Consider the following 25,351-nt stretch of genomic DNA (forward strand, 5'->3'; position numbering starts at 1 on the left):
CATTCTAACATCGTGGCCGGGCTCGAAGGGCAACGATCCGTCGCGCGGTCGCACGTTCGCCGATGGACGCTTACAGATCCTCTTCGAAACGTGCCGCGAGCAACGCCTCGAGCGCATCGAGCGCCTGGCTGGCCTGCGGGCCCTCGGCTTTGATGGTCAGCCGGCTGCCACAGGGCGCGGCGAGCATCAGCAACGACATGATGTTGGCGGCATCGCCGCTGCGACCCTGATGATGAACGGTAACGCTGGCGTCGTAACCCTGACAGCACTGGACCAGCCTGGTCGCGGCACGGGCATGCAGGCCGCGCTTGTTGATCAGCGTCAGCTCACGCTGTGGCATCGGCGGCTCCCACGGCGGCGTGGATGCCCAATTCCCGATGACGAATTCGCACCCGGTAACGGCCGGTAAAGTGCTGCGCCAGACGTTCGGTCAGATACACTGAACGATGCTGGCCGCCGGTGCAGCCGATCGCCACCGTCAGATAACTGCGGTTGCTGGCGCGGTAGGCGGGCAACCAGCGTTCGAGCCAGTCGCGGATATCGTCGGCCATGGCGCCGACATCCGGATAATCCTCGAGAAAGGTCACGATCTCGGCATCTCGGCCATTGAACGGGCGCAGCCGCGGATCCCAGTAGGGATTGGGCAGGCAGCGGGCGTCGAAGACGGTATCGGCATCGAGCGGCACGCCGCGCTTGAAGCCGAACGATTCGAAGGTCAGCGTGAGCTGTTCGCTGGTATGGTGGGCGACCTGCTCGGCGATGCGTCCGCGCAGGTCGTGGACCGAGAGCTGCGAGGTATCCATCACCAGGTCGGCCAGATCCCGGATGTCCGCCAGTGCCTTCTCCTCGGACTCGATCGCCTCGGCCAGGGTCATCTGGCTATTACGGGTCAGCGGATGGCGGCGGCGGGTCGCCGAGTAGCGCTCGAGCAGGATCTTGTCCTCGGCGGTCAGATAGACCACCTGGCAATCGATGCCGCGCTGGCGCACGGCCTCGAGCTGCGCGGGAAAGCGCTCGAGGGCCGTGGGCAAGTTGCGCGCATCAATGCTGACCGCGACGCTGGCGCGCTTGCTGTCGGCCTGCTGGAGCTCATCGATCAGCGCATCGAGGAGCATCGCCGGCAGGTTGTCGATGGCATAGAAGCCCAGGTCCTCGAGTGCCTGGAGGGCGATCGACTTGCCGGATCCGGAGCGGCCACTGATGATCACGAGTTGCATGGGGCGGCTCCCTTGTCACGATGAGTCACGAGGCGGTCGTATGACGCTGGGCATACCAGACCCGAATTGAATAGGCCGGGGCGAATTAAAGCGCAGCCTTCAGGCTACCTGGCCTGCCGCGGCGCGCTACCGGCGCCGCCATCGAGGGCATGGATGGCATCGATGAGCGTTTCGTGCAGTTCACGCTGGCTGGCACTGTGGCGCAGCCGGTTGCGGGTGTCGGCGTCGTTCATGATGCCGGCGACCTGGGCGAGTAGCGCCAGGTGGGTGTCGTCGGCCTCTTCGGGTACCAGCAGCACGAACAGCAGGTCGACCGGTTCGCCATCGACTGCATCGAAATCGATCGGCTCCTGTAGCTTGATAAAGCCGGCTACCGGCGCCTTGCAATGGGGATTGCGCGCATGGGGAATGGCCACGCCATTGCCGATGCCGGTACTCCCCAGCCGTTCACGACCGATCAGCCGGCTGAACACCTCCTGGCTGTCCAGGCTAGGGGTGTTCTGGGCGATGAAGGTGCTGAAGAACTCAAGCACGCGCTTCTTGCTCCCCCCGGGCACGGCAAACAGAGTGCGTTCGGGGGGCAGTATGGTTTCCAGTGACATGATGGGGAGTCAGCGGGCGCCGGCGCCTTGCGCGCGGGCCTGGGCCTTTTCCTTGTGTTTGACGAGTTGGCGGTCGAGCTTGTCGGCCAGGGCATCGATGGCGGCGTACATGTCGCCGTTCTCGGCTTCGGCATGCAAGTCAGCACCCGCTGCGTGAAGCGTGCAGGCCGCCTGATGGCGTTCCTTCTCGATCGAGAGCGTTACCTGCACGGTGGTGATGTTGTCGTAGTGGCGTTCCAGCCGCGCCAACTTTTCGTTGACGTAGTCACGCAATGCATCCGTCAGTTCGACGTGATGGCCGGTGATGTTGGCTTGCATGGCACGTTCCTTTTCGACGAGTGATGGCCGATTGTAACCCTTTTTGCAGCTTAGCAAACCCCTCGCGGGATGGTGGCCGCAAACGTCGCTTGTCGAGAGCGGGAAGACATGTGAATCGACGTTTCGATGCGATAGGGCGCGGCACTTTCCTTGTGCCGGGGAGAGAGCTGCATATGTCTGAAGGAGCCTCAGGCGAGGCGTCTGCGTTCACCGGAGGAGGGGATGCCCAGCGCTTCGCGATACTTGGCGACGGTGCGTCGCGCCACCGCGATGCCATCGGCGGCGAGCAGCTCGACCAGCTTGCTGTCGGAAAGTGGCTTGCGCGGCGGCTCGTCGCCGATCAGCTTCTTCAGGCGTGCGCGTATCGCGGTGCTGGAGTGCGCATCGCCTTCGCTGCCGCCGCCGACATGGCTCGAGAAGAAGTACTTGAGTTCGAAGACGCCGCGCGGGGTATGAATGAACTTCTGTGTGGTGACCCGCGAGATGGTCGATTCGTGCATCTCCACGGTCTGGGCGATGTCGGCGAGCACCAGCGGTTTCATGGCCTCCTCGCCACGCTCGAGGAAGTCGAACTGGCGGATCATGATCTCGCGACCGACCTTGAGCAGGGTGTCGTTGCGACTCGACAGACTCTTGATCAACCAGCGCGCCTCCTGAAGGTGCTGCTTCATGAAGGTGTTGTCGTCGCTCTTGTCGGCGCGCTTGATCAAGGCGGCATAGTCGGGCTGGACGCGCAATCGCGGTAGCGCCTCGGGATTGAGCTCGATACGCCAGCCCTCGCGAGTATGGCGAGCCACCAGGTCGGGGATCACGTAATCCTCGCCACTGGCGTCGAAGGCTTGGCCGGGGCGTGGATCGAGGGCGCGGATCAGGGCGATCACCGCATCGAGCTGGGCATCGTCGAGACGCAGCCGACGCTTGAGCAACTTGCGGTCATCATTGGCCAGCGCGTCGAGAAACTGGCGTACCAGGCGCTTGGCCTGGGGCAGCAGCGGCGTATCGTCGGCCAGCGTAGCCAGTTGCAGCAGCAGACACTCGCGCAGGTCGCGGGCGAATACACCGGTGGGGTCGAACTGTTGAAGACGATGCAGAATCTGCTCGACCTCGGCGGCCTTGAGTCCGGAAAGCCCCTGGCTGCGCAGGCCTTCCGTCAATTCGTCGAGCTGACCGTCGAGATAGCCGTCGAGGTTGACTGCATCGATGAGACAGTCGGCGATCGCATGTTCGCGACTGTCGAGCCCGGTCATGTCGAGCTGCCAGCGAAGGTGATCCTGCAGGCTCTGATCGGCGGTGTTGCGCTCGAAGTCGGGAGCGTCTTCGCTGCGTCCGGCGCCGGGGGCCAGATCCTGGTAGGTGTCCGACCACTCGCTGTCCAGGGCGAGTTCCTCAGGGATGTCGCTGGCCCAGTCGTCGTCGAGCGCTTCGCCGACGTCGGCTTCCCCGAAATCATCCTCCATCTCGAGCATGGGGTTGGATTCCAGCGCCTGCTGGATCTCCTGGCGTAGATCCAGCGTCGACAGCTGCAGTAGCTGGATGGCCTGCTGCAACTGAGGCGTCATGGTCAGCTGGGTGCCGACCCGAAGCTGCAACGTGGGTTTCATTGCCATGACAAGCGTGACTTCACTGAGAGGATTTCACGACACGTTATCCTGCTCGGTGAGGCCTTGCAAGTGTAAAAGCAATAACCATGCCATCATGCGGGCTAATACAGCTTGGCGAGACCTTGCGTGGAGGCGCGGGCTTGACAGCCGCCATCGTGCTGCGAGCGCTCAAAGGCGGAATTCGCTACCCAGATAGACCTCGCGGACCTTCTTGCTGGCGAGTATCGCTTCCGCGTTGCCTTCGGCGATGATCTGGCCGTCGCCGACGATGTAGGCGTTGTCGCAGATATCCAGCGTCTCGCGCACGTTATGGTCGGTGATCAGTACGCCGATGCCCCGATCGCGCAATTGACGGATGATCGACTTGATTTCGCCGACCGAAATCGGGTCGACCCCCGCGAAGGGCTCGTCGAGCAGGATGAACGCCGGCTCGGTGGCCAGTGAGCGGGCGATCTCTACCCGGCGACGTTCGCCGCCGGACAGGCTCATGCCCATGTTGTCGCGAATATGGGTGATATGGAATTCCTCGAGCAGTTGCTCGAGCTGGCGCTTGCGTCCCGGCTTGTCCAGGTCGCGACGCATCTCGAGGATCGCCATGATGTTGTCGGCGACCGACAGCTTGCGAAAGATCGAGGCTTCCTGAGGCAGGTAGCCGATGCCGGCGCGGGCGCGGTGATGCATCGCTGCGCGGCTGAGGTCCTGGTCGTCGATGCCCACCTCGCCGGCGTCGGCGCGCACCAGGCCGACGATCATGTAGAATGAGGTCGTCTTGCCGGCCCCGTTGGGGCCGAGCAGGCCGACGATGCTGCCCTGGCCGATCGATAGGCTGATGTCCTGGACCACGCGGCGATTCTTGTAGCTCTTGGCCAAATGCCGGGCGAACAATGTCTTCATCGCGCGGGGCTCTCCTCTGGGCTGGCCTCTGGACTGATCTCGGCCGGCGGGGTCATTGTTCGGCCGACTTCGGTGTCAGGCTCATGCGCACGCGCTCGTTCTCGGCTCCCTGGGCCTGGGAACGCGCCTGGACCTGACGGCTATCGAGGAAGTACTCGACATAGGCGCCCTTGAAAGTGTCGCTGGCCTGGTGCAGTTCGGCCTGGCTGATCAGTTCGACGCGTCGCTCGCCGGCGTAGTAGACGATCGTCTCGCCCCAGCCCTTGACCAGCGGATCGTCGGGCGCCGGGCGCTGTTCGAGATAGGCGCGCTCGGTGCCGCCGGTAGCGGTCACCAGAGTCACTTCGCCCTGGTCGTTGCGCTCGATCTCGACACGCTGAGCGGTCAATTTCATGCTGCCCTGCTGCATGGCGACGTCACCGGTGTAGACGGCGGTGCCGGCACGGTCGTCGAGATTCAGGCGGTCGGCGGCAATGTTGATCGGCTGGTTGGCATCGCCTTCCAGCGCCAGGGCCGGCGTGGCGAGCAGCGCCGCACCGGACAGGCCTAGGGCAGCGATTAGGGTGCGCATCATGATCCTGATTCCTCGTCGATCGGCGGGTGATAGCCGCGTACATTGCCGTTGAGCTGCATTTGTCCGCTGTCCAGCCAGGCATCGAAACGATCGCCGCGCACGCGTTGCTGAAACTTGCGCAGCACGGCCTCGCTTTCACTCCAGGCATGACCGGTTTCGGCGTCGTAAATCAAGACCTCGCTGTTGATTTTCCAGCCCTGTTCGGGCGCCTGGAGCTGGGCGTTGCCGCTTAGCTTGAGCGGATTGGCGTTGGCTCCCAGCCTACCTGTGTCGGCGCTGGCGAGCCAGACCCGGCCGCGGTCGTCGACGAGCCGAGCGTCGGGCGCTTGCAGCCGCGTCACGTCATCGGTGGGGGTATGCGTAAGCCGGGGTGTCTCGAGTCGCTGATAGGCGGTACCGGTCGCATCGAAGCGGGTCAGCGTGGCGTCTTCCAGGTAGTAATCGGGTTCGCCGCTCTCGCCCGTGGAAGGGGGCGAGGGCAACGAGATGAGGTTGCGTTGCTCGATCAAGGCCAGCAGCCCACCCAGCGCGAGCAGGATGAGCGCCAGCCACCCTTTGGGCGAAAGCCGCGAGAAACGCTGGAGCATCGTTCAGTTCCGGCCGTGGAGATAAGCGTCGAGCAGCGCCGTCCAGTGGCCCCGCATCTGCAGCAGGCCATCGCAGATCTCGCGTATGGCGCCGTGGCCGCCGGCACGCAGAGTGACCCAGTCGGCCCGCTCACGGACGTAGTCTGGCGCATTGGGCACGCTGATGCCGAGCCCCGCGTAGTGGATGGGGGCGAGATCAGGCAGGTCGTCGCCGCAATAGGCGAGCTGCTCGAAATCCAGGCCCAGCGTGTCGAGTAATTCGCGCAGCAAGGTCAACTTGTCGTCACGCCCTTGAAAGACATGTTCGATTCCCAGCGCCGCGGCACGCCGAGCCACCATCGGCGACTCGCGACCGGTGATGATCGCCACCTCGATCCCGGTGCGACGCAGCAGCTTGATGCCCTGGCCGTCCTGGGTACTGAAGGCTTTGGTTTCCTGGCCATCGGCCTGGAAGTACAGCTGACCGTCGGTCATCACGCCATCGACATCGAAGGCCAGCAGCCGCATGTGACGAGCGCGCTCGACCAAATGGGGGGGATGGGGCATCGCTGTCTCCTCAGACCACGCCGCTGACGAGCAGGTCGTGCATGTGGATGGCGCCGATGGGGCGGTCGTCGTCGTCGACCACGGCCAGCGCAGTGATCCGGTTGTCCTCCATGAGCCTGACGGCCTCGGCCGCCAGAATGTCGGCGCGAATCCGTTTGCCGCCGCGGGTCATTACATCGTCGACCCGCAGCGCGCGCAGGTCGCCATGCTGGTCGAGGGTGCGGCGCAGATCGCCGTCGGTGTAGACGCCGGCCAACCGGCCCTTTTCATCGACCACGCAGGTGAAGCCCAGCCCCTTGTGCGTGATCTCGAGCAGCGCTTCGCGCAACGGGCTGCCGATGACGACGCTGGGCAGCCGCGCGCCGCTGTGCATCAGATCCTCGACCTTGAGCAGCAGGCGCCGGCCCAGCGTGCCGCCGGGATGTGACAGGGCGAAGTCCTCGGCGGTGAAGCCGCGCGCCTCGAGCAGGGCCACCGCCAACGCGTCGCCAAGCGCCAGCGCGGCGGTGGTCGAGGCGGTCGGCGCCAGATCGAGCGGACAGGCTTCGCGCTCCACGCTGGCGTCGAGGTGGGCCTCGGCATGGCAGGCCATGGCCGAGGCGGGACGCCCGGTCATGCTGATCAGCGGCGTGCCCATGCGCTTCAACAGCGGCAGCAGCGCGGTGATCTCCTGAGTCTCGCCGGAGTTCGACAGCGCCAGTACCACGTCGCGGGCGGTGATCATGCCCAGGTCGCCGTGGCTGGCCTCGCCGGGGTGGACGAAGAAGGCCGGCGTTCCAGTGCTCGCCAGCGTGGCGGCGATCTTGCGTGCGATATGCCCCGACTTGCCCATGCCGGTGACCACCACGCGCCCCTGGCAGGCGAGGATCAGCCGGCAGGCGCGGTCGAAATCGTCGGACAGCTTGCCGATCAGTGTGGCGATGGCCTGCTGTTCCAGTTTCAAGGTGCGTCGGGCGCTGGCACGAAAGGCGAAGTCGATATCGATGGTCATGGCAGTGATTGTTGCCCCCGGGGCGATTGGACTCAAGAGGCGACGCTGCCGGACGCTCCGGCCGGTTCGTCGCAACTGTGCCGGGCGCTTATTAGACGCATAGTGGCGGTGGCATGCAAGGGTGAAACCCGGTCGGGCTGGTCGTGGTACGCTGGGTTAGGATACGATGTTCGATAATTTTTCACCACTGAGTCGCCTGAATGAACGAATCGCTGCTCGTCGAGGTGGAAGGATTGCGCTTTTCCCGTGGCGAGAAGGAAATCTTTCGCGGTGTCGATCTGCAGATTCCGCGCGGCAAGATCACTGCGATCATGGGACCCAGCGGCACCGGCAAGACGACGCTGCTCAAGCTGATCGGCGGCCAGTTGCGGCCGGACGCGGGGCGGGTCAGGATCGCCGGCCACGACGTGCACCGCCTGTCGCGGCGGGCGCTGTTCCGGCTGCGCCGGCGCATGGGCATGCTGTTCCAGAGCGGCGCGCTGTTTTCCGATCTCTCCGTGTTCGAGAACGTGGCTTTCCCGTTGCGCGTGCATACCGATCTGCCCGAGGCGATGGTACGCGACATCGCCCTGATGAAGCTCGAGGCGGTGGGCTTGCGTGGCGCTCGCGAACTGATGCCCTCGGAACTGTCGGGGGGGATGCTGCGACGGGTGGCGCTGGCCCGGGCGATCGCCCTGGATCCCGACTTGATCCTCTATGACGAGCCGTTCGTGGGGCAGGATCCGATCTCGATGGGCGTGCTGGTGCAATTGGTCAAGAAGGTCAATCAGGCACTGGGACTGACCGCCGTGGTGGTCTCCCACGACGTCAAGGAGACCCTGACGATCGCCGATTATGTCTACGTGATCTCCGATGGCCAGGTGATGGCGCATGGCACGCCGGCATCGCTGGATGACACCGGCGACGCCCGGGTGCGCCAGTTCATCCACGGTGAACCCGACGGACCGGTGCCGTTTCATTATCCAGCGCCGGATTACGTCACCGACATCATGGCCGGGAGGGTGCAGCGTTGAGCGATCGTCACGAAAATCGTAGCCATGCCTTGCCCGGTACGATCTTGCGCCGGGCTGTCTTGCGCAGGATCGCGGCGCTGGGTCGGACGACGCTGGATGCCATCGACGCGCTGGGGCGGGCGGGGATGATCCTGGTGTTGTCGAGTCTGACCGTGCCGTCACGGGAAGGCTGGCGGCTGTGGCTGCGCCAGATGCATTTCGTCGGCGTGATGTCGCTGGCCATCGTGCTGGTATCCGGCATGTTCATCGGCATGGTGCTGGGGCTGCAGGGCTACACCATTTTGGTCGATTTCGGCGCCGAGGATGCGCTGGGGCAGATGGTCGCCCTGTCGTTGCTGCGCGAACTGGCGCCGGTGGTCACGGCGTTGCTGTTTGCCGGGCGCGCCGGCTCGGCGCTGACCGCCGAGATCGGCCTGATGAAGGCCACCGAGCAACTCTCGAGCATGGAGATGATCGGTGTCGACCCGTTGCGCCGGATCATCGCCCCACGGTTGTGGGCGGGCTTCGTTTCGCTGCCGCTGCTGACCGTCGGCTTCAGTGTGGTGGGCATCTGGGGCGGTTACCTGATCGGCGTGCAGTGGCTGGGCGTCTTCGATGGCTCCTACTGGAGCAACATGCAGGACAGCGTCGGCTTCTTCGCGGATATCGGCAACGGCATGATCAAGAGCGTGGTGTTCGCGCTGGTGGTGACCTGGATCGCGGTCTTCCAGGGCTATGACCTGGTGCCAACCTCGGAAGGCATTTCGCGCGCCACCACGCGCACGGTGGTTTATTCTTCGCTGGCGGTGCTGGGGCTGGACTTCGTGCTCACCGCGACGATGTTTGGAGAACTCGGATGAGACGCAGCAAGGGGATAGAATTTGGGGTCGGCCTGTTCATGCTGGCCGGCGTGATCGGCGTGATCTTCCTGGGACTGCGAGTCAGCGGTCTGGGCACCGGCGTTACGGGCGATACCATGACGCTGCACGCCAATTTCGCCAATATCGGCGGTCTCAAGGTGCGCTCCAAGGTGACGCTGGCCGGCGTCGAGGTGGGGCAGGTCTCGGCGATCGAACTCGACCCTGAATGGTTCGACGCCCGCGTCACTTTCGAGGTCGACGACAAGCTCGAAGGCGTTTTGCCGCGCGACTCCACGGCGGCGATACTTACTGCGGGGCTGTTGGGCGAGCAGTACATCGGTCTGTCGATGGGCGGCGACCCGCAAACTCTCGAGGATGGCGATACGATCCGCGATACGCAGCAGGCCCTGGTGCTTGAAGAACTGATTCAGCAGTTCGTGTCGAACATGGTGAAGGATTGAGCAGGAGTCGAGTATGGCGATGCACAGCAAGTTTTTCGTTTTGCGTTGGTTGGCCGTGATAGGCGCGGTGCTATTGATGGCATCGGCGGCCCAGGCTCAACAGAAACCCGAGCAGTTGATCCGCGACAGCATCAATCAGCTGATGGGGCAGATCGAAGGGCGCAAGGACTACTTCGTCGCAAATCCCGATGAATTGAAGGCACTGATCGACAAGAATCTCGAGCAGATTGCCGATTTTCGCTACATCGGGGCCAGCGTCATGGGCCGCTATTTTCGCAATGCCTCGCCGGAGCAGCGTTCACGCTTCGTCGATACGTTCCGTCAGACCTTGATTGACACCTACGCCAGGGGCCTGGTGACGTTCAACTATCGCGAATTGCGGGTGCTGGACGGGACGGGCGGCCGATACGAGGACCAGGCCAGCGTCGACATGGAAGTGGTGGCCGAGGACGGTCAGGTCTATCCGGTGAGCTATACCCTGCGCCAGGACGACGGCCAGTGGAAGGTCGTCAACGTCATCGTCAACGGCATCAACTTAGGGCTGACGTTCCGTAACCAGTTCGATCAGGCAATGCGCAACAATAATCGCAACTACGACAAGGTCATCGATGAGTGGGCGCCCGAAGTCGCCACCGAGGAGCTGGAGAAAGGGGGCACCGCTTCCTCGGGGCAAGAGGCGGCGCAGTGAGTATATTGCTCGATCACGACGGTGTGCGGCTGGTCGTGGAGGATCAGGCACTGATCGCCAGTGGCGAGGCCGATTTCGACGTCGCCGCCAGCCTGGCCGAGAGCGGCTGTGAATGGTTGGGTGCCCAGGCCGTTGGCAGTGTGGTGCGCTTTGATTTGAGCGGCGTCGATCGGGCCAGCAGCGTGGCGATCAGCGTAATGCTCGAATGGCTGCGCTGTGCTCGCGAACGCGGTCTCAAGATCGAGTCGGTCAGACTTTCCGAGCCGCTGGCTCGGGTGACTTCGCTGGCGGGCATCGACCAGCTGTTGCCATCTCCCACGCAAGCGGTGGGGGGCTGATCGCCTCGAGGTGATCGCGCGGTGGGCCGACAGCGCGGCTGGGCATCGCCATTGCCGGTGCTTTTCATTACCATGGACGCCTTCACGATACCCGCCGGCGACGCGTCGCCGGCCCATCTTCGACAGGAGTCCCACGGCCATGCAACCCAGTGATGTCAAGGCGCGACTGGAGTCGCGGATCGACGACTGCGAATTTCACATCCAGGGCGAAGGCTGCAACTTCCAGGTCGTCGCTGTGGGCGAAGCATTCGCAGGACTGAGCCCCGTCAAACGTCAGCAACTGATCTACGGCGCGTTGTCCGAGGAGATCGCCAGCGGCGCGCTTCACGCCGTGAGCATCAAGACCTATACCCCGGCGCAGTGGCAGGACGCGCCCGAGAGCGCCCAGAGCTGAGTACTCGACCACCATGGACAAGCTGATCATCACCGGTAACGGCCCGCTCAACGGCGAGGTCTGGGCGAGCGGGGCGAAGAATTCCGCGCTGCCGATCCTGGCCGCCACGCTGCTCGCCGACGAGCCCGTCATCATCGGCAACCTGCCGCACCTTCAGGACATCACCACCACGCTGGAATTGCTCGCGCATATGGGCGTCGAGCCGGTGATGGGCGAGAAAATGAGCATCCAGCTCGACGGCTCCCAGGTCCGCGAGTGCCACGCGCCCTATGAGCTGGTCAAGAAGATGCGCGCCTCGATCCTGGTGCTGGGGCCGTTGCTGGCGCATTTCGGCCAGGCCGACGTGTCGTTGCCCGGCGGTTGCGCGATCGGCACCCGGCCGGTCGACCTGCATATTCGCGGTCTGGAAGCCATGGGCGCCGACATCACGGTGGAGGGCGGCTATATCCGGGCCCGCGTCGATGGTCGCCTCAAGGGCGCGACGGTCATCTTCGACACCGTCACCGTCACCGGCACCGAGAACCTGCTGATGGCGGCGGCGCTTGCCGAGGGCACCACCGTGCTGGAGAACGCCGCCCGCGAACCGGAAGTGGTCGACCTGGCCGCGTGCCTGATCGCGATGGGGGCGAAGATCCGCGGCCAGGGCAGCGATACCATCACCGTCGAAGGGGTCGAGCGCTTGCACGGCTGCCACTACGACGTGATGCCCGATCGCATCGAGACCGGCACCTTTCTGGTCGCCGCGGCGGCCTCGGGGGGCTGCGTCCGAGTGCGCAATACCCGCGCCGACATCCTCGACGCGGTGCTCGCCAAGCTGGAAGAGGCGGGGGCGATGGTCCGCCACGCCGACGATTGGATCGAACTCGACATGCAGGGGCGCCGCCCGCGTGCGGTCAACGTCAGAACCGCGCCGTACCCGGCGTTTCCCACCGACATGCAGGCCCAGTTCATGGCCTTGAACTGCATCGCCGACGGCACCGGCCGCGTCGTCGAGACGATCTTCGAGAACCGCTTCATGCACGTGCAGGAGCTCAAGCGCATGGGCGCCGAGATCGCCATCGAAGGCAACACCGCGATCGTGACCGGGGTCCGGCGGCTTTCCGGTGCGCCGGTTATGGCCACCGATCTGCGGGCTTCGGCCAGCCTGGTCGTGGCTGCCATGATCGCCGAGGGCGAGACGCTGGTCGATCGCATCTACCACATCGATCGCGGCTACGAGTGCATCGAGGAAAAGCTTCAGTCGCTCGGCGCCAAGATCCGCCGCGTGCCCGGTCACTGAGCCTTCCGAGCCGTCTGGAAACACCTGGAATCGAAGTCGCCATGTCAAAGCAATTGATACTCGCCCTGTCGAAGGGGCGCATTCTCGACGAGACGTTGCCGCTGCTGGCCGATGCCGGGGTGGAGCCGAGCGAGGATCTCGGCAAGAGCCGCAAGCTTTTGTTCGACACCAATCTGGAAGGCATCAAGCTGGTGGTGATCCGCGCTACCGACGTGCCCACCTATGTACAGATGGGCGCCGCCGATCTGGGGGTCGCCGGCAAGGACGTGCTGCTCGAACACGGCGCCGAAGGGCTCTATGAACCGCTCGATCTGGAGATCGCCCGCTGCCGCCTGATGACCGCCGGTGTCACCGGCATGCAGGCACGCCATGCGCGGCGCCGGGTGGCGACCAAGTTCGTCAATATCGCGCGGCGCTACTACGCCGAGCAGGGCATTCAGGCCGAGGTCATCAAGCTCTATGGCGCCATGGAACTGGCGCCGCTGATGAACCTCGCCGACGAGATCGTCGATATCGTCGACACCGGCAACACGCTGCGCGCCAACGGCATGGAGCCGCGCGAGCTGATCGCCGACATCAGCACGCGGCTGGTGGTCAACAAGGCCGCCATGACCATGCAACACGAGCGTCTCAAGCCGCTGATCGAACGCCTGCGCCAGGCCGTCGAGGCGCGCCACGCCAAGGCCCCGGTTTCCTGATTCCCGGCGCTGCGAGTCGAGCGCCACAGACGAGGTTCGCATCATGGCCGATACCGTTACCGACAGTGCCACCGAGAGCTTCAAGATGCCCCGGCTGGATACCCGGGATGAGGATTTTGGTCCGCTGCTCGAGGTCTTGCTCGATTGGGAGGGCGTCTCCGACGCCGAAGTTCAAAAGCGCGTCAGTCAGATCATCGAAGACGTGCGTACGCGCGGCGACGCCGCGCTGGTCGAGCTGACCCGGCGCTTCGATCGCGTCGAGGCGGACAGCGTCGAGGCGCTGACGCTCAGCCCCGAGCGCCTTGAGCAGGCCTTCGATAGCCTCCCCGATGCCCAGCGCGAGGCCCTGGCACACGCGGCACAGCGGATCCGCAGCTATCATCGCCATCAGAAACCCGAATCCTGGCAATACCGCGAAGCCGACGGCACGCTGCTGGGCCAGCAGATCACCGCGCTCGACCGGGCCGGCATCTATGTGCCCGGCGGCAAGGCGGCCTATCCCTCATCGGTGTTGATGAACGCGATCCCGGCGCATGTCGCCGGCGTGCGCGAGATCGTCATGGTGGTGCCCACGCCGGATGGCGTACTCAACGATCTGGTGCTGGCCGCCGCGCACGTGGCGGGGGTCGATCACGTCTTCACCATCGGCGGGGCGCAGGCGATCGCCGCGCTGGCCTACGGCACCGAAAGCGTGCCGCGAGTCGACAAGATCGTCGGGCCCGGCAACATCTACGTGGCGACCGCCAAGCGCGCGGTATTCGGCCAGGTCGGCATCGACATGATCGCCGGCCCTTCGGAGATTCTGGTGGTCAGCGATGGCGGCACCGATCCCGACTGGTTGGCCATGGACCTGTTTTCCCAGGCCGAGCACGACGAGGATGCCCAGGCGATTCTGGTGGGCTGGGACGCGGCGCATCTCGACGCCGTCGAGGCGGCGATCGAGCGATTACTGCCGACGTTGGAGCGCGCGCCGATCGTGCGCGCCTCGTTGCGCTCGCGTGGCGCGCTGATTCGTTGCCGGGATCGCGACGAGGCGCTGGCGTTGGTCAACCGCATCGCCCCCGAGCATCTGGAATTGTCGGTGGCCGATCCCGAGTCCTGGCTGCACGAGGTGCGTCACGCCGGGGCAATCTTCATGGGCCGCTATACGGCCGAGGCGCTGGGCGATTACTGCGCGGGGCCCAACCATGTGCTGCCGACCTCGGGAACGGCGCGCTTCTCGTCGCCGTTGGGGGTTTACGACTTCCAGAAGCGTTCTTCGATCATCCACTGTTCCGCCAAGGGCGCGGCGACACTTGGCCGCACCGCCTCGGTGCTGGCGCGGGGCGAAGCACTTACCGCCCATGCGCGCTCGGCGGAGAATCGCATCGACGACTGAGTGGCGTGCCGTGCGGCTTGCGCCCGCCGGCGCATGAACACGGGCCTGCCCGACGCGGGCCCGTTTCTATGGGCGAGTGAATTTCACGGCTGACCGCGTTCAGGCTTGCTGCGGACGCGGCCGTTCGTCGACCACGACTTCCACGGTATAGCGCTTGCCACCGCGAATGTAGGTGACCGGCAGCCGCGTGCCGGGCGCGATCTCGGCAATATCGGCCATCGCCACGCGCGGGTCGATGATCGGCTTGCCGTCGATGGCGGTCATCACGTCGCCGGGTTGCAGGCCGGCCTCGGCGCCGGGCCCGCCCGGTACCACATTGGCGACGACGACCCCCTGGATGGCATTGAGCCCGAACGATGAGGCCAGATTGGCGGTGACCTCCTGTACCTCGATGCCCAGCCAGCCACGAATGACTCGGCCGTTGGTGATGATCTGGCTGAGGATGTCGCGCGCCAGATTGGTAGGGATAGCGAAGCCAATGCCCTGCGAGCCGCCGGAGCGCGAGAAGATCGCGGTATTGATGCCCACCAGCGCACCCTGCGCGTTGACCAGTGCCCCTCCCGAGTTACCGGGGTTGATCGCGGCATCGGTCTGAATGAAATCTTCATAGGTGGACAGCCCCAGTTGATTACGACCGGTGGCGCTGATGATGCCCATGGTCACGGTCTGACCGACGCCGAAGGGGTTGCCGATCGCCAGGCTGATATCGCCGACGGCGATTTTCTCCGAATCGGCAAGCCGAATCACCGGCAGCCCGTCGAGGCCGATCTTGAGCACGGCGAGATCGCTCTCGGGGTCGGTGCCGACCAGCTGGGCAAGCGTCTCGCGGCCGTCGCGCAGGGCGACCTGAATTTGATCGGCGCCGCGAATGACATGCTGATTGGTGAGGATGTAGCCCTCGGCACTGACGATCACCCCTGAGCCCAGGCTCGAGAGCAGGCGTTGTCGGCGCGGCGTGTCGTCGCGGAAGAACTGGCGGAAGAAGGGGTCGGACATCAGCGGATTCTGTTCGCGCTCGACGACCCGCGAGGAATAGACGTTGACCACTGCCGGGGCCGCCTTGGCGACCGCGCTGGCGTAGCTGGTCGTGCCGCTGAGGCGTGCGAGCGGCACGGCCTCCTGCAATTTCGGCGCCGGGCGCGGGGTGGCCGTGGCGTTGCTTGCCCGGGGTGCCGCGACGCCCGGAGCTTCGCTGGCTGTCGGCTCGCTCGGGGCCGTGGAATTGGCCGGCGGCTGGGGCTCTTCGGTGCCCAGCAGATCGGGAAACTGGTAAAGCAGGACGACGGCCAGCAACACACCACTGATGACAGGCCAGACAAGGGGCATCACGAAGCGACGCATGTATGATCCTTGAGCAAGGGGCCGCCAGCGCCACGCTTGTGTCGAAGCCGATGGGTGCAGCCATTACAATGGCGGCAGTGTATCACCGCCTTTTCATGAATGCCCGGGAGGAGCCATGCTGGCACGCGACCAACTGATACAAGCCTGCGATGCCGAGCTGCATGCGGCGCGGTTCAAGGATTATACCTTCAACGGCTTGCAGGTGGCCGGCCGCGAGCGGGTCGCCAGGGTGATGAGCGGCGTGACCGCTTGCCAGGCGCTGGTTGACGAGGCGGTTGCCTGGGGAGCCGATCTGCTACTGGTGCATCACGGTTATTTCTGGAAGAACGAGCCGCTGGCGATCACCGGCATGAAGCGTCGGCGGCTCGCGGCGCTGCTGGCCAACGATATCAACCTGCTCGCCTATCATCTGCCGCTGGACGCTCACGTCAGCCTGGGCAACAACGCCTGCCTGGCCGAACGGCTGGGCTTTCGGGTCAACGGCTGCGCCGATGGCGAACTGGGCGAAGGCCTGATATGGCTGGGCGAGCCGGCAAGCGCCATGGATACGACGGCCATGGGACGTCATCTGGCGGCGGTATTGAATCGCCAGCCGACGGTGATCAGCGGTCATGCCCGCGAGATTCGCCGTATCGCCTGGTGTACCGGGGGCGCCCAGGACATGATTGCCCAGGCCGCCGAGGCGGGAGCGGAGGCGTTCATTTCCGGCGAGATATCCGAGCGCACAACGCACATGGCCCGCGAGATGGGAATCAGCTATTTCGCGGCCGGCCACCACGCCACCGAGCGTTACGGTGTCCAGGCGCTCGGCGAATGGCTGGGGAGGGAGCTGGGTGTCGAGCACCGTTTCGTGGATATCGATAACCCGGCCTGATGACCCGCATAGCCTGCTACAAGCCGCTGCGCTCAGTAGCGCAGCGGAGTTGCGGGATCGGCCGTTTGCTCGCGCTGACGCAGGCCGAAGTCCTCGGCCAGCGTGCCTCGGCCATCGTCGGCATAGTCGCGCGGGGCAGGCGCGTCGCCATCGCTGGGCGTCTCCTCCTCGCCCTGACCACTCAGGCGGCGCTTGATCTGCAGGTCGTCGCACAGTTGGTCGGCGCCCTGGGCGAGCTGTTGTTCGAGCTCGTGACTCTGGCGCTGAATGCTGGTTACCAGGTCCGCCGCGCGGGCGAAGTGATCGTTGAGCACGCCCTTCATCTGGCTCAGCTCGAGTTCGGTCTCGGCCAATCGCTGGCGGGTTTTCTGGTTGCGCGCGACATTGGCGTTGAGCAGGTGATAGCCCAGGGCGCCGATGCCGACACCCGCCAACAGACTGGCGATTGCCAGGATCCAATCGATGTTGCCTTGATACACGTCGTTCCCCTTGATCTCTAACCACGGCCACGACGCCCACCCGGCGGTCGTCGTGGTGACACGGCTCATTATACGGGGCAGGGCGCGCGCCGGGTCAACGCGCCGCGCGACCATCGCGGTCGCATGCGCGGCGAATCTTAGCGGCGTATAATGCGCGATTTATCGATTGCAGCCGGGAGATGCCTGACGCTCATGTGCACGATAACCCCTACCTCGGCGAGCGCCAACGCCGGCACCGCGCTTGCGCCATTGGCCCGTTACCGGTCCGATCTAAAGCGCGCGGGCTTCGAGTATGACGCCGCCCAGGAGCGTGCGGTCGAGCATCTTCAGCGACTCTATGACGAGCTGATCAGCACGCCGCGCCGTTCGCTGGCGCCGATGAGTGCCGATGGCGGGCTCAAGTCGCGGATGGCCAAGCTGCTCCGCAGGCGCGATGATGAACCCGAGGCGCCGCCGGTGCCCGATGTCACCGGGCTGTACTTCTGGGGAGGAGTCGGCCGCGGCAAGACCTACCTGGTCGACACCTTCTACGAGTCGCTGCCGTTTCCGGACAAGATGCGCACGCACTTCCATCGCTTCATGCAGCGCGTGCACAACGAGCTTGAGCACTACAAGGGCGAGAAGAACCCGCTGACGCTGATCGCCGGCAAGTTCGCCAGCGAGGCGCGGGTGATCTGCTTCGACGAGTTCTTCGTCAAGGACATCACCGATGCGATGATCCTGGCCAATCTGCTCGAAGCCTTGTTCGCCAAAGGCGTGGTGCTGGTCACGACGTCGAATATCGTCCCCGACGAGCTCTACAAGAACGGCCTGCAGCGGGCGCGTTTCATTCCGGCGATCGAGCTGCTCAAGCGGCATTGCGAAATCGTCAATGTCGATTCGGGCGTGGATTATCGGCTGCGTGCGCTCGAGCACGTCGATCTTTTTCATACGCCGCTCGGCGCCGAGGCCGACGAGCGGCTCGAGCGCAGCTTTCGCGAGCTCGCCGGTGGCGAGGGCGAGCGTGAGGTGCCGGTGGAGATCAACCGTCGCGTCCTCACGGCACGGCGCTTGCACGACGAGGTGGTATGGTTCGATTTCGCGATGCTCTGCGATGGCCCGCGCAGCCAGGATGACTACATCGAGCTGGCCCGCGAGTTTCATGGCGTGCTGGTCACCAACGTTCCCAAGCTGGGGCGGGCCAGCGACGATCAGGCGCGACGCTTCATCAACATGGTCGACGAGTTCTACGACCGTGGCGTCAAGCTGCTGATGTCGGCGGCGGTGCCGATCGAGTCGCTGTATCCCGAGGGTTCGTTGACCTTCGAGTTCGCGCGCACGCTTTCAAGGCTGCAGGAGATGCAGTCGCGGGAGTACCTGGCACTGCCGCACAAACCCTGATAATGCCCTTAACCTGAGCGATCGGCTCATGTACAATGCGCGCTCGCTCAACCGTTGTCGGCGGCCTGGCCGGCTGGCAACCAAGAAAAATAGGGATGGTCGAGCGCTTTTGGCGCGCGACCCAATACATCAATTGGTGATTCAATCCATGAAGACGTTCAGTGCTAAGCCGCAGTCCGTCACGCGCGACTGGTATGTCGTCGATGCCGCGGACAAGACGCTCGGCCGCCTGGCCACCGAGATCGCTCGCCGCTTGCGTGGCAAGCACAAGCCCGAATACACGCCGCATGTCGACACCGGCGATTACATCGTCGTCGTCAATGCGGAAAAGGTTCGCGTGACCGGCAACAAGGCTCAAGCGAAGAATTATTATCGGCACACCGGTTATCCGGGGGGCCTGCGCTCGCTGTCCTTCGAGCAGATGATCGATCACGCCCCCGAGCGGGTCATCGAAGCGGCCGTCAAAGGCATGCTGCCCAAGGGCCCGCTGGGTCGTGCCATGTACACCAAGCTCAAGGTCTACGCCGGTACCCAGCATCCGCATGCCGCGCAGCAGCCGCTAGAACTGAACATCTAAGGGACCATTCGCCATGTCACAGCAGTACTACGGTACCGGGCGCCGCAAGACTTCCACGGCCCGCGTATTCCTCAAGCCGGGCACCGGCAAGATCACCGTCAACAATCGCGAACTCGGCGAGTACTTCGGTCGTGTCACCGCGCAGATGGTGGTTCGTCAGCCGTTCGAACTGACCCAGACCGGCGAGCAGTTCGATGCCTACATCACCGTTGCCGGCGGTGGCGGTTCCGCCCAGGCGGGCGCCATTCGTCACGGCATCACCCGGGCATTGCTCTCGTACAATGAAGAGTTCCGCAAGCCGCTGCGCGAAGCCGGCTACGTGACCCGCGATGCGCGTGAAGTCGAGCGTAAGAAAGTGGGTCTGCGCAAGGCGCGCCGTCGCCCGCAGTTCTCCAAGCGCTGATTTTCCGCGCTTTGCAGAAAACGCCCAGGCCGGCCAGCCTGGGCGTTTTTGTTTAGCTGGCGTCAGCATGAGCGCTCTGGACCATGCACCTGCCGAGGCCTTCGACCGAGCGGCCTGGCACTGGCGTGATATCGATTGGCTGGCCGCGCTACGGCGCCATGGATGGCTGGCAGGGAAAAGGTCGGCGGTGTCGGTGGCGGGCTCTCGCAATCGGTATGTCGTGTTATCATTCGGGTTCGAACTGATGCGAGGAAGTGTTACATGGGTGTAGTGGCCAAGCGGTCGTCGATGACCTTCTATTCCGGCAGCGATGATCATTACAGCCATCGCGTACGTATCGTGCTGGCGGAGAAAGGGGTCGCCGTGGACATTATCGAAGTCGGTGACGAGAACCGCCCCGAGGAGCTGGCGGATCTCAACCCTTACAACAGCGTGCCGACGCTTTTGGATCGCGATCTGGTGCTCTATGAGTCCAAGGTGATGATGGAGTATCTCGACGAGCGGTTCCCGCATCCGCCGCTGTTGCCGGTGTATCCGGTGGCCCGCGCCCAGAGCCGCCTGTGGATGCATCGCATCGAGCGGGAGTGGTGCCCGCTGGTCGAGGAAATCCTCTCGGGCAGCAAGAAGGACGCGGAGCGTGCCCGCAAGGAGCTGCGCGAGAGCCTGGTGGGCATCTCGCCGATCTTCGAGGACATGACGTTTTTCATGAGCGAGGAGTTCTCGTTGGTCGATTGCTGCCTCGCTCCGCTACTATGGCGGCTGCCCGCACTCAACATCGAGCTGCCGGAAAAGCAGGTCAAGCCACTGATCGGTTACATGGAGCGCCTGTTTGCGCGCGATGCGTTCAAGGCCTCGTTGACGGAAACCGAGCGCGAGATGCGCACCTGAATCCACCCGGTTGTGGCCGCCTGACGGTCACTTTCCTTTTCTACAAGGGGTATGCGCATGCTGTCCAGCCGTCCCTATCTAGCCCGGGCGCTCTACGAATGGTTGGTGGATAACGACCATACGCCTTACATCGTCGTCGATGCCGAAGGTGCTGGCGTCCAGGTGCCCGAACCATTCGTCCAGAACGGGCAGATCGTCCTCAATATCGCCCCTGGTGCGGTTCGCGAATTGAACATGGCCAACGATGCGATCACCTTCAATGCGCGCTTTGGCGGCCATCCGATGCAGGTGATCGTGCCCAGCGAGTCGTTGATCGCCATCTATGCCCGCGAGAATGGCGTCGGCATGGTGTTCGGCCATGAGCCGGTAATGCCGGGACACGATGCACCGGCGACGCAGCGCTCGGCCTCGGACGAGCAACGTCCTACCCTCGAGAGTGTCGGTGACTCATCCGACGCGCCCGAAGGCGAGGACTCGGAGTCGCCCGAAGTTGACGAGGGCGACGACAAGGCGCCGGATAAAGCGCAGAAGAAGGGGCGAGCATCGTTGCGCGTGATCAAGTCCCCGCCCCCCCCGTTTCGCAGGCAGCGCCCATCGTCCGCCGCTGCGAGTGCATCAGTCGAGGTACTCGAAGATCTTGACGATGCGCTGGACGCCATTGATACCCGAGACCTCACTGACGACGCGCTGAGCTTCATCACGTGTCACCGTTCCCATCAGGTACAGAGTGGCATTCTCGGCGATCACTTCGAGATGGCGGGTATCGATGTCTTTGTTGGCCGCCAACACGGTCTGAGCACTGGTTTCCAGCCAGTCGTCCTTCAAGCGCTGGCCCAGCGGCAGGTTGGCCGCCACCGTCAGCTCGTTGTATACCTGGCGAACCTGGCGGGTGTCCTGGGCGATCTGGCCGGCCAGATCCTTGAGCTCCTGGCTGGGTACCTGGCCGAACAGCAGGACGACCCCATTATAGCTATTGACCCCGACCCGCGCATCGTCGAGGCGAGCGTCGGTGGTGGTCATGGTGTCCTGGATCTTCGACTCGATGGTTTCATCTTCGACCTTCATGCCCGCCGTGCGGGCGCTGTAATCCTCGCCTTGGGGAGCCGGGGTGGCCACGCTGTTGATGGCCGAGCAGCCGCCGAGGGCAAGGAACGTGGCCAGCAGGGCCGGGGTAAGAATGCGTTTGTTCATTTTGGTCACTCGCTACTGCCGAAAAGTTGTTCGTCGATCAGGTCGCACAGACAGTGAATGGTCAGCAAGTGGACCTCCTGTATCCGTGCGGTCGAGGTGGCGGGCACGCGTATCTCGCAATCGTCCTGACCCAGCAGCGAGGCCATGTCGCCACCGTCACGGCCGGTCAGCGCGACGACCGCCATGCCCCGATCATGGGCAGCCTGGATCGCTTGCACGACATTGGCCGAATTGCCGCTGGTCGAGATCGCCAGGAGAATGTCGCCGGACTGACCGAGTGCACGAATCTGCTTCGAGAAGACCTCGTTGTAGCTGTAATCGTTGGCGATCGACGTCAGCGTCGAGGTGTCGGTGGTCAGTGCGACTGCGGGAAGGCTGGGCCGCTCGCGCTCGAAACGGTTGAGCAGTTCCGCGGAGAAGTGCTGGCTATCCCCGGCGCTACCCCCGTTGCCGCAGGCGAGTATCTTGCCTTCGTTGACCAGACACTGAACCATCATCTGACTGGCGACCTCGATGAAGGGAGGCAGCACCTCGCTGGCATAGGTCTTGGTGTCGATGCTGGCGTTGAAGTGGTCGAGAATGCGTGCTTGGAAATCCATGTTATCCAACGTTCGGTAGCGGTCAAAACGCGTCGAAGGCGGCGCGCACCCAAGTATACTCCAGTTGCGGTGGAGTGCCGGTGACGCCGACCACATCGAAGCGGCAGGGACATGATAGCCCGTTGCGTTGGAGATAAAAACGCGCAGCCATGATGATCCGGCGCTGCTTGCCGGCGGTCACCGTTTCCAGCGGATGGCCATGGCGGGCATCGGCGCGATGGCGAACCTCGATGAATACCAGCGTGTCGCCTTCCTGCATGACCAGGTCGAGTTCGCCACCTTTGGCATGCTGGTTGCGATGGCGTGGCTGCAGGCCATGAGCCTGCAGCCACGCCTCGGCGGCGAGCTCGATGCGTGCGCCGCGGGCACGGGCGTCGTTAGGGCGTAGGCTGGGCATTGCCACCTGCCGTCTCGCTGACTTCGCCCGTCGGTTCGGTGGGCCCGGGCATGGTCTGCTGGATGCCACGCAGCGGCGGTTGGGGGATCCCTGCACTGAACTGCGCCCAAGGCAACACGCGTTCGAGTCGACCGTCATCGCCGGCGTGCAGCGCGCCGGTGGCGCCGAGATACTCGATATCGGGGGCCGCCTTGAGCAGCGGCACGCGACGCGCCAGTTCAAAAGCGTCGACGCCCATCGCCTGGAGCTTTAATAGCGCCGGATCGCTGGTGTCATACAGCGCCTGATAACTGCTGTAATAGGGTAGCGCTTCGGCACCGCCGACAGCGGCGTCGGGGATCAGCCAGGGGATCTCGACGAACTGTACGCCGTCCAGGTCATGGTCAAGACGCGGTTGCGGTTCGCCCTCGTAAAGATGCGAAGTGGCGTAGATCGGCAGCTCGCCGGCATCGAAATAGTCGAGGGTCGGCGGTACCTGGCGAGCGAAGGGCGGCAGCGCGAGCAGGAACAGCATGTCCAGCTGGCGAGTGGTCAGCGGGCGCACCGCGTTGGCCACCGAGCCCTCGGGATTGTAGTTGACCTGAGCGGCGACCGTTCCGCCCTCGGCCTGCCAGGCCTGACGAAAGCTTTCGGCGACGCGCTGGCCCCAGGCATTGTCCGGCACCAGCAAGCCGGCCCGCCGATAACCATCCAGCGTGGCGCGTCGGGCTGCTTGACGCGCTTCGTCTTCGGCCGACAGTCCGTACTGAAATAGATCGTCGGCACGGTTTTCGGGCGAGGTGCCGTAATTCAGCGCCAGGGTCGGCAACGGCACGCTGGAGCGCTGCTCGAGCTGTGTCACCGTATCCTTGTTCAGCGGGCCTAGAACCACCTGGGCGCCGGCCAGCGTCGCCTGCGCATAAAGCGTTTCGATAGTGGCGCTGCGGGTATCGTAGAACGTCAGTTGCGGGGTCTGCTCGCCCTGGTTGAGTGCGTTCATGAGGCGCGTTTCGATCCCCTTGCGGAGCGCCGCGGCGACATTTGCCAACGGGCCGCTTTCGGGCAGAAAGACGGCAATCCGCCGGACGTCCTGGCCGCGCAGTTCGCGCAGGGCTTGCAGGTCGGCAGGCAACCGGCGCGCGGCGGGATGATTGGGGTTCCGGGCGCGCCAGTCGTCGAGCATGACGAACAGTCGGGCGATATCGCTGTCGTAGCGACGCTGCAGTCTGAGCAGATCGACCCAGTCGCGGGCAAGCGGGCTCTGCTGCGCGATCGCCTCGAGCCCCGAGCCGCGAAGCCGCGTCAGCTGGCGCCAGATGGCGTCGTTGAGATCGAAGGGGGGCTGCTCCGCCTGAAGCGCAATCAGGGTGCTCGCCGCGGCCTGCGGGTCGCCCGCCATGCCCAATGCCAGCCCGCGGCGCTGGCGCAGGGTGAGTTCTGCGTCGCGCGACAAGGCGGTATTCTCGTCGAGCAGCTCGGTAGCCTTCAGGACGCTGCGGCCATCCTGCTGCTCGAGACCCAGCTGCGAAAGCAGCAGGGCCCACTGTACACGGGGCTCGTCGGGAAGGGCCGCGGCATCGATACTGGCCGCTACCTGTAGCGCCTGCGCGGTGTCGCCGCGGCGTGCTAGGATGTCGGCGGCCTGAAGGCGGGTCTGAGCCGCCTGGGAGCCACTCTGCTGCTCGGCCTGGTTGAGCAGTTCAGCGGGTGCCTGTTGCCCGCGAATGCCTTCCATCGGCGACCGCTGGCTGGCGCAGCCGGACATCACAAGAGCAACGAGACCGACAGCGCACAGGCGTTGCAGCGATTTGTCCATACGTTTTCCATTCCTTGTCTCTGGCGGAGTCAGGCCATGCTCGGCTGAGCATCGACAGCGCTTGTTCTAGACCGCTTGCTTGTGGGGCGCCCGCTGGCTGGCGCCCGTTTTGATCTTGACGTGCGGATAACGACACATGACCGAGTCTAACAGTGGCACATTGTACGTGGTGGCCACACCGATTGGTAATCTCGATGACTTTGCCCCGCGGGCGCAACGCACCCTGGCGAAGGTGGCGCTGATCGCCGCCGAGGATACCCGGCATACGGCGCGGCTGCTCAACCATCTGGGCCTCGAGCGGCCGATGATGTCGTTGCACGAGCACAACGAGGCGCAGCGCGTCGAGCAGCTCGTCGCTCGGCTGGAGTCCGGCGACGACGTGGCGCTGGTCAGTGACGCCGGCACGCCGCTGATCGCCGATCCTGGCTTCGTGCTGGTGCGTGCCTTGCGCGAACGCGGTCACCGAGTGGTGCCGGTTCCCGGCCCCTGCGCGCTGATTGCGGCACTGTCGGCGGCGGGCCTGCCTACCGATCGTTTCCTGTTCGCCGGTTTCCTGCCGGCCAAGGGCGGCGCGCGTCGCGCGCGCATCGGTGAACTCGCCGAACGCGCTGAAACCTGGCTGTTCTACGAGTCGCCGCACCGCATCCATGCCACCCTGGCCGACCTGCAGGCGCTGCTCGGCGAGCGACGCATCGTGATCGCGCGGGAGTTGACCAAGACCTTCGAGACGTATCTGCAGGGTAGCGCGGCGACGCTGCTCGAGCGGCTCGCCAGCGACTCCAATCAGGCGCGCGGCGAGTTCGTGGTGATGGTCGCCGGGGCGCCGCCGGCGGACACCGAGGGCGGCTGGGTCGAAGGCGCGACATTGCTGCGCGCACTGCTGGCCGAGGGGGTCGGCGTCAAGCAGGCCGCGGCGGTGGCGGCCGAGTTGCTGGGCGGCCGCAAGAAGGCCTGGTATGCCCGGGCGATGTCGCTGCAGGCCGACGGTTGAGGGGGTGACGCCGCGCTG

General features: G+C 64.6%; 31 protein-coding genes and 1 pseudogene. 16 read left to right on the top strand and 16 right to left on the bottom strand.

Annotation, left to right across the window (positions count from 1 at the left end; all coding sequences use genetic code 11):
• Positions 1 to 70: 70 nt before the first annotated feature.
• From HALZIN_RS0104865 to HALZIN_RS0104910, 10 genes are all read right to left on the bottom strand, one after another.
• Positions 71 to 340, bottom strand: a complete 270-nt coding sequence (locus HALZIN_RS0104865; RefSeq protein WP_031383120.1) for an HPr family phosphocarrier protein — start codon at positions 338 to 340, stop codon at positions 71 to 73.
• On the bottom strand, positions 327 to 1,217 hold the full coding sequence (gene rapZ, locus HALZIN_RS0104870; protein WP_031383121.1) for an RNase adapter RapZ: 891 nt from the start codon (positions 1,215 to 1,217) through the stop codon (positions 327 to 329). The genes HALZIN_RS0104865 and rapZ overlap by 14 nt, the downstream gene beginning before the upstream one ends.
• A gap of 104 nt (positions 1,218 to 1,321) precedes the next feature.
• Positions 1,322 to 1,819: a PTS IIA-like nitrogen regulatory protein PtsN gene (gene ptsN, locus HALZIN_RS0104875; protein ID WP_051907384.1), complete on the bottom strand. Its 498-nt coding sequence runs from the start codon at positions 1,817 to 1,819 to the stop codon at positions 1,322 to 1,324.
• 9 nt (positions 1,820 to 1,828) lie between these two features.
• The gene (hpf, locus tag HALZIN_RS0104880; protein ID WP_031383123.1) at positions 1,829 to 2,137 is read right to left on the bottom strand and encodes a ribosome hibernation-promoting factor, HPF/YfiA family; all 309 of its coding nucleotides are present in this window, start codon (positions 2,135 to 2,137) and stop codon (positions 1,829 to 1,831) included.
• Positions 2,138 to 2,325: 188 nt separating this feature from the next.
• The gene (locus HALZIN_RS0104885; RefSeq protein WP_031383124.1) at positions 2,326 to 3,744 is read right to left on the bottom strand and encodes an RNA polymerase factor sigma-54; all 1,419 of its coding nucleotides are present in this window, start codon (positions 3,742 to 3,744) and stop codon (positions 2,326 to 2,328) included.
• Positions 3,745 to 3,906: 162 nt separating this feature from the next.
• Positions 3,907 to 4,632: an LPS export ABC transporter ATP-binding protein gene (gene lptB, locus HALZIN_RS0104890; RefSeq protein ID WP_031383125.1), complete on the bottom strand. Its 726-nt coding sequence runs from the start codon at positions 4,630 to 4,632 to the stop codon at positions 3,907 to 3,909.
• Positions 4,633 to 4,684: 52 nt separating this feature from the next.
• Positions 4,685 to 5,206, bottom strand: a complete 522-nt coding sequence (gene lptA / locus HALZIN_RS0104895) for a lipopolysaccharide transport periplasmic protein LptA (protein ID WP_031383126.1) — start codon at positions 5,204 to 5,206, stop codon at positions 4,685 to 4,687.
• On the bottom strand, positions 5,203 to 5,793 hold the full coding sequence (gene lptC, locus HALZIN_RS0104900; protein WP_031383127.1) for an LPS export ABC transporter periplasmic protein LptC: 591 nt from the start codon (positions 5,791 to 5,793) through the stop codon (positions 5,203 to 5,205). Before lptC ends, lptA begins: the two co-directional genes overlap by 4 nt.
• A gap of 3 nt (positions 5,794 to 5,796) precedes the next feature.
• Positions 5,797 to 6,339 (bottom strand): KdsC family phosphatase, encoded by a 543-nt coding sequence (locus HALZIN_RS0104905; RefSeq protein WP_031383128.1) that lies wholly within the window; start codon positions 6,337 to 6,339, stop codon positions 5,797 to 5,799.
• 10 nt (positions 6,340 to 6,349) lie between these two features.
• Positions 6,350 to 7,330 (bottom strand): KpsF/GutQ family sugar-phosphate isomerase, encoded by a 981-nt coding sequence (locus tag HALZIN_RS0104910; RefSeq protein ID WP_031383129.1) that lies wholly within the window; start codon positions 7,328 to 7,330, stop codon positions 6,350 to 6,352.
• A gap of 200 nt (positions 7,331 to 7,530) precedes the next feature.
• On the opposite strand from HALZIN_RS0104910, the gene HALZIN_RS0104915 reads away from it, so the two are divergent.
• From HALZIN_RS0104915 to hisD, 9 genes are all read left to right on the top strand, one after another.
• Positions 7,531 to 8,343 carry an ABC transporter ATP-binding protein gene (locus HALZIN_RS0104915; protein WP_031383130.1) on the top strand — a complete coding sequence of 271 codons (813 nt, stop codon included), beginning with the start codon at positions 7,531 to 7,533 and terminating at the stop codon, positions 8,341 to 8,343.
• 59 nt (positions 8,344 to 8,402) lie between these two features.
• Positions 8,403 to 9,182: a lipid asymmetry maintenance ABC transporter permease subunit MlaE gene (gene mlaE / locus HALZIN_RS0104920; protein ID WP_201448219.1), complete on the top strand. Its 780-nt coding sequence runs from the start codon at positions 8,403 to 8,405 to the stop codon at positions 9,180 to 9,182.
• Entirely contained in the window at positions 9,179 to 9,643 is a 465-nt protein-coding gene (mlaD, locus tag HALZIN_RS0104925) for an outer membrane lipid asymmetry maintenance protein MlaD (RefSeq protein WP_031383132.1), read from the top strand. Before mlaE ends, mlaD begins: the two co-directional genes overlap by 4 nt.
• Positions 9,644 to 9,656: 13 nt before the next feature.
• Positions 9,657 to 10,331, top strand: a complete 675-nt coding sequence (locus tag HALZIN_RS0104930) for an MlaC/ttg2D family ABC transporter substrate-binding protein (protein ID WP_051907385.1) — start codon at positions 9,657 to 9,659, stop codon at positions 10,329 to 10,331.
• Positions 10,328 to 10,669 (top strand): STAS domain-containing protein, encoded by a 342-nt coding sequence (locus tag HALZIN_RS0104935; protein WP_031383134.1) that lies wholly within the window; start codon positions 10,328 to 10,330, stop codon positions 10,667 to 10,669. The genes HALZIN_RS0104930 and HALZIN_RS0104935 overlap by 4 nt, the downstream gene beginning before the upstream one ends.
• Positions 10,670 to 10,808: 139 nt before the next feature.
• Positions 10,809 to 11,063, top strand: a complete 255-nt coding sequence (locus HALZIN_RS0104940; protein WP_031383135.1) for a BolA family protein — start codon at positions 10,809 to 10,811, stop codon at positions 11,061 to 11,063.
• Between the two features lie 13 nt (positions 11,064 to 11,076).
• Positions 11,077 to 12,342 (top strand): UDP-N-acetylglucosamine 1-carboxyvinyltransferase, encoded by a 1,266-nt coding sequence (murA, locus tag HALZIN_RS0104945; RefSeq protein ID WP_031383136.1) that lies wholly within the window; start codon positions 11,077 to 11,079, stop codon positions 12,340 to 12,342.
• Between the two features lie 41 nt (positions 12,343 to 12,383).
• On the top strand, positions 12,384 to 13,040 hold the full coding sequence (gene hisG, locus HALZIN_RS0104950) for an ATP phosphoribosyltransferase (protein WP_031383137.1): 657 nt from the start codon (positions 12,384 to 12,386) through the stop codon (positions 13,038 to 13,040).
• Positions 13,041 to 13,083: 43 nt separating this feature from the next.
• The gene (hisD, locus tag HALZIN_RS0104955) at positions 13,084 to 14,418 is read left to right on the top strand and encodes a histidinol dehydrogenase (protein ID WP_031383138.1); all 1,335 of its coding nucleotides are present in this window, start codon (positions 13,084 to 13,086) and stop codon (positions 14,416 to 14,418) included.
• A gap of 99 nt (positions 14,419 to 14,517) precedes the next feature.
• Here the strand turns inward: hisD and HALZIN_RS0104960 are convergent, their stop codons facing one another.
• Complete coding sequence (locus HALZIN_RS0104960; protein WP_031383139.1) at positions 14,518 to 15,759, bottom strand: S1C family serine protease; 1,242 nt, start codon at positions 15,757 to 15,759, stop codon at positions 14,518 to 14,520.
• Positions 15,760 to 15,874: 115 nt separating this feature from the next.
• Here HALZIN_RS0104960 and HALZIN_RS0104970 point away from each other — a divergent pair, with 115 nt between their 5' ends.
• Positions 15,875 to 16,633: a Nif3-like dinuclear metal center hexameric protein gene (locus HALZIN_RS0104970; protein ID WP_031383140.1), complete on the top strand. Its 759-nt coding sequence runs from the start codon at positions 15,875 to 15,877 to the stop codon at positions 16,631 to 16,633.
• Positions 16,634 to 16,665: 32 nt separating this feature from the next.
• Here the strand turns inward: HALZIN_RS0104970 and HALZIN_RS0104975 are convergent, their stop codons facing one another.
• Positions 16,666 to 17,112 carry a Z-ring associated ZapG family protein gene (locus tag HALZIN_RS0104975; RefSeq protein WP_035575169.1) on the bottom strand — a complete coding sequence of 149 codons (447 nt, stop codon included), beginning with the start codon at positions 17,110 to 17,112 and terminating at the stop codon, positions 16,666 to 16,668.
• A 192-nt stretch (positions 17,113 to 17,304) separates the two neighbouring features.
• Between HALZIN_RS0104975 and zapE the strand changes: the two genes are divergently transcribed.
• From zapE to HALZIN_RS17375, 5 genes and pseudogenes are all read left to right on the top strand, one after another.
• A complete protein-coding gene (gene zapE / locus HALZIN_RS0104980) occupies positions 17,305 to 18,492 on the top strand; it encodes a cell division protein ZapE (RefSeq protein WP_031383142.1) in 1,188 nt (395 codons plus the stop codon).
• Positions 18,493 to 18,640: 148 nt separating this feature from the next.
• Entirely contained in the window at positions 18,641 to 19,069 is a 429-nt protein-coding gene (rplM, locus tag HALZIN_RS0104985) for a 50S ribosomal protein L13 (protein ID WP_031383143.1), read from the top strand.
• Between the two features lie 13 nt (positions 19,070 to 19,082).
• Complete coding sequence (rpsI, locus tag HALZIN_RS0104990; protein ID WP_031383144.1) at positions 19,083 to 19,472, top strand: 30S ribosomal protein S9; 390 nt, start codon at positions 19,083 to 19,085, stop codon at positions 19,470 to 19,472.
• 261 nt (positions 19,473 to 19,733) lie between these two features.
• Positions 19,734 to 20,360 carry a stringent starvation protein SspA gene (gene sspA, locus HALZIN_RS0104995; RefSeq protein ID WP_031383145.1) on the top strand — a complete coding sequence of 209 codons (627 nt, stop codon included), beginning with the start codon at positions 19,734 to 19,736 and terminating at the stop codon, positions 20,358 to 20,360.
• Between the two features lie 57 nt (positions 20,361 to 20,417).
• Positions 20,418 to 20,921 (top strand): annotated as a pseudogene (locus HALZIN_RS17375) (ClpXP protease specificity-enhancing factor); the annotation flags it as partial.
• Positions 20,922 to 20,975: 54 nt separating this feature from the next.
• On the opposite strand, the gene HALZIN_RS0105005 reads toward HALZIN_RS17375, so the two are convergent.
• The 4 genes from HALZIN_RS0105005 to HALZIN_RS0105020 are packed head-to-tail and all read right to left on the bottom strand — an operon-like array spanning position 20,976 to position 24,342.
• Positions 20,976 to 21,551 carry a BON domain-containing protein gene (locus tag HALZIN_RS0105005; protein WP_031383147.1) on the bottom strand — a complete coding sequence of 192 codons (576 nt, stop codon included), beginning with the start codon at positions 21,549 to 21,551 and terminating at the stop codon, positions 20,976 to 20,978.
• Between the two features lie 5 nt (positions 21,552 to 21,556).
• Positions 21,557 to 22,150 (bottom strand): phosphoheptose isomerase, encoded by a 594-nt coding sequence (locus HALZIN_RS0105010; protein ID WP_031383148.1) that lies wholly within the window; start codon positions 22,148 to 22,150, stop codon positions 21,557 to 21,559.
• Between the two features lie 22 nt (positions 22,151 to 22,172).
• Positions 22,173 to 22,547, bottom strand: coding sequence for a YraN family protein (locus tag HALZIN_RS0105015; RefSeq protein WP_031383149.1), 375 nt, complete (start codon positions 22,545 to 22,547; stop codon positions 22,173 to 22,175).
• Positions 22,528 to 24,342, bottom strand: coding sequence for a penicillin-binding protein activator (locus tag HALZIN_RS0105020; RefSeq protein ID WP_084173360.1), 1,815 nt, complete (start codon positions 24,340 to 24,342; stop codon positions 22,528 to 22,530). The genes HALZIN_RS0105015 and HALZIN_RS0105020 overlap by 20 nt, the downstream gene beginning before the upstream one ends.
• Before the next feature lie 136 nt (positions 24,343 to 24,478).
• On the opposite strand from HALZIN_RS0105020, the gene rsmI reads away from it, so the two are divergent.
• Positions 24,479 to 25,333, top strand: coding sequence for a 16S rRNA (cytidine(1402)-2'-O)-methyltransferase (rsmI, locus tag HALZIN_RS0105025; protein ID WP_031383151.1), 855 nt, complete (start codon positions 24,479 to 24,481; stop codon positions 25,331 to 25,333).
• Positions 25,334 to 25,351: the final 18 nt, after the last annotated feature.

Source organism: Halomonas zincidurans B6 (assembly GCF_000731955.1).
In the GTDB taxonomy this organism is placed as follows: Bacteria; Pseudomonadota; Gammaproteobacteria; order Pseudomonadales; family Halomonadaceae; genus Modicisalibacter; species Modicisalibacter zincidurans.

What these genes read in the sequence shown, in the direction of transcription:
- HALZIN_RS0104865 (WP_031383120.1), bottom strand. Translation starts at nt 340, where the DNA reads ATGCCACAGCGTGAGCTGACGCTGATCAACAAGCGCGGCCTGCATGCC.
- rapZ (WP_031383121.1), bottom strand. Translation starts at nt 1,217, where the DNA reads ATGCAACTCGTGATCATCAGTGGCCGCTCCGGATCCGGCAAGTCGATC.
- ptsN (WP_051907384.1), bottom strand. Translation starts at nt 1,819, where the DNA reads ATGTCACTGGAAACCATACTGCCCCCCGAACGCACTCTGTTTGCCGTG.
- hpf (WP_031383123.1), bottom strand. Translation starts at nt 2,137, where the DNA reads ATGCAAGCCAACATCACCGGCCATCACGTCGAACTGACGGATGCATTG.
- HALZIN_RS0104885 (WP_031383124.1), bottom strand. Translation starts at nt 3,744, where the DNA reads ATGGCAATGAAACCCACGTTGCAGCTTCGGGTCGGCACCCAGCTGACC.
- lptB (WP_031383125.1), bottom strand. Translation starts at nt 4,632, where the DNA reads ATGAAGACATTGTTCGCCCGGCATTTGGCCAAGAGCTACAAGAATCGC.
- lptA (WP_031383126.1), bottom strand. Translation starts at nt 5,206, where the DNA reads ATGATGCGCACCCTAATCGCTGCCCTAGGCCTGTCCGGTGCGGCGCTG.
- lptC (WP_031383127.1), bottom strand. Translation starts at nt 5,793, where the DNA reads ATGCTCCAGCGTTTCTCGCGGCTTTCGCCCAAAGGGTGGCTGGCGCTC.
- HALZIN_RS0104905 (WP_031383128.1), bottom strand. Translation starts at nt 6,339, where the DNA reads ATGCCCCATCCCCCCCATTTGGTCGAGCGCGCTCGTCACATGCGGCTG.
- HALZIN_RS0104910 (WP_031383129.1), bottom strand. Translation starts at nt 7,330, where the DNA reads ATGACCATCGATATCGACTTCGCCTTTCGTGCCAGCGCCCGACGCACC.
- HALZIN_RS0104915 (WP_031383130.1), top strand. Translation starts at nt 7,531, where the DNA reads ATGAACGAATCGCTGCTCGTCGAGGTGGAAGGATTGCGCTTTTCCCGT.
- mlaD (WP_031383132.1), top strand. Translation starts at nt 9,179, where the DNA reads ATGAGACGCAGCAAGGGGATAGAATTTGGGGTCGGCCTGTTCATGCTG.
- HALZIN_RS0104930 (WP_051907385.1), top strand. Translation starts at nt 9,657, where the DNA reads ATGGCGATGCACAGCAAGTTTTTCGTTTTGCGTTGGTTGGCCGTGATA.
- HALZIN_RS0104940 (WP_031383135.1), top strand. Translation starts at nt 10,809, where the DNA reads ATGCAACCCAGTGATGTCAAGGCGCGACTGGAGTCGCGGATCGACGAC.
- murA (WP_031383136.1), top strand. Translation starts at nt 11,077, where the DNA reads ATGGACAAGCTGATCATCACCGGTAACGGCCCGCTCAACGGCGAGGTC.
- hisG (WP_031383137.1), top strand. Translation starts at nt 12,384, where the DNA reads ATGTCAAAGCAATTGATACTCGCCCTGTCGAAGGGGCGCATTCTCGAC.
- hisD (WP_031383138.1), top strand. Translation starts at nt 13,084, where the DNA reads ATGGCCGATACCGTTACCGACAGTGCCACCGAGAGCTTCAAGATGCCC.
- HALZIN_RS0104960 (WP_031383139.1), bottom strand. Translation starts at nt 15,759, where the DNA reads ATGCGTCGCTTCGTGATGCCCCTTGTCTGGCCTGTCATCAGTGGTGTG.
- HALZIN_RS0104970 (WP_031383140.1), top strand. Translation starts at nt 15,875, where the DNA reads ATGCTGGCACGCGACCAACTGATACAAGCCTGCGATGCCGAGCTGCAT.
- zapE (WP_031383142.1), top strand. Translation starts at nt 17,305, where the DNA reads ATGTGCACGATAACCCCTACCTCGGCGAGCGCCAACGCCGGCACCGCG.
- rplM (WP_031383143.1), top strand. Translation starts at nt 18,641, where the DNA reads ATGAAGACGTTCAGTGCTAAGCCGCAGTCCGTCACGCGCGACTGGTAT.
- rpsI (WP_031383144.1), top strand. Translation starts at nt 19,083, where the DNA reads ATGTCACAGCAGTACTACGGTACCGGGCGCCGCAAGACTTCCACGGCC.
- sspA (WP_031383145.1), top strand. Translation starts at nt 19,734, where the DNA reads ATGGGTGTAGTGGCCAAGCGGTCGTCGATGACCTTCTATTCCGGCAGC.
- HALZIN_RS0105005 (WP_031383147.1), bottom strand. Translation starts at nt 21,551, where the DNA reads ATGAACAAACGCATTCTTACCCCGGCCCTGCTGGCCACGTTCCTTGCC.
- HALZIN_RS0105010 (WP_031383148.1), bottom strand. Translation starts at nt 22,150, where the DNA reads ATGGATTTCCAAGCACGCATTCTCGACCACTTCAACGCCAGCATCGAC.
- HALZIN_RS0105015 (WP_031383149.1), bottom strand. Translation starts at nt 22,547, where the DNA reads ATGCCCAGCCTACGCCCTAACGACGCCCGTGCCCGCGGCGCACGCATC.
- HALZIN_RS0105020 (WP_084173360.1), bottom strand. Translation starts at nt 24,342, where the DNA reads ATGGACAAATCGCTGCAACGCCTGTGCGCTGTCGGTCTCGTTGCTCTT.
- rsmI (WP_031383151.1), top strand. Translation starts at nt 24,479, where the DNA reads ATGACCGAGTCTAACAGTGGCACATTGTACGTGGTGGCCACACCGATT.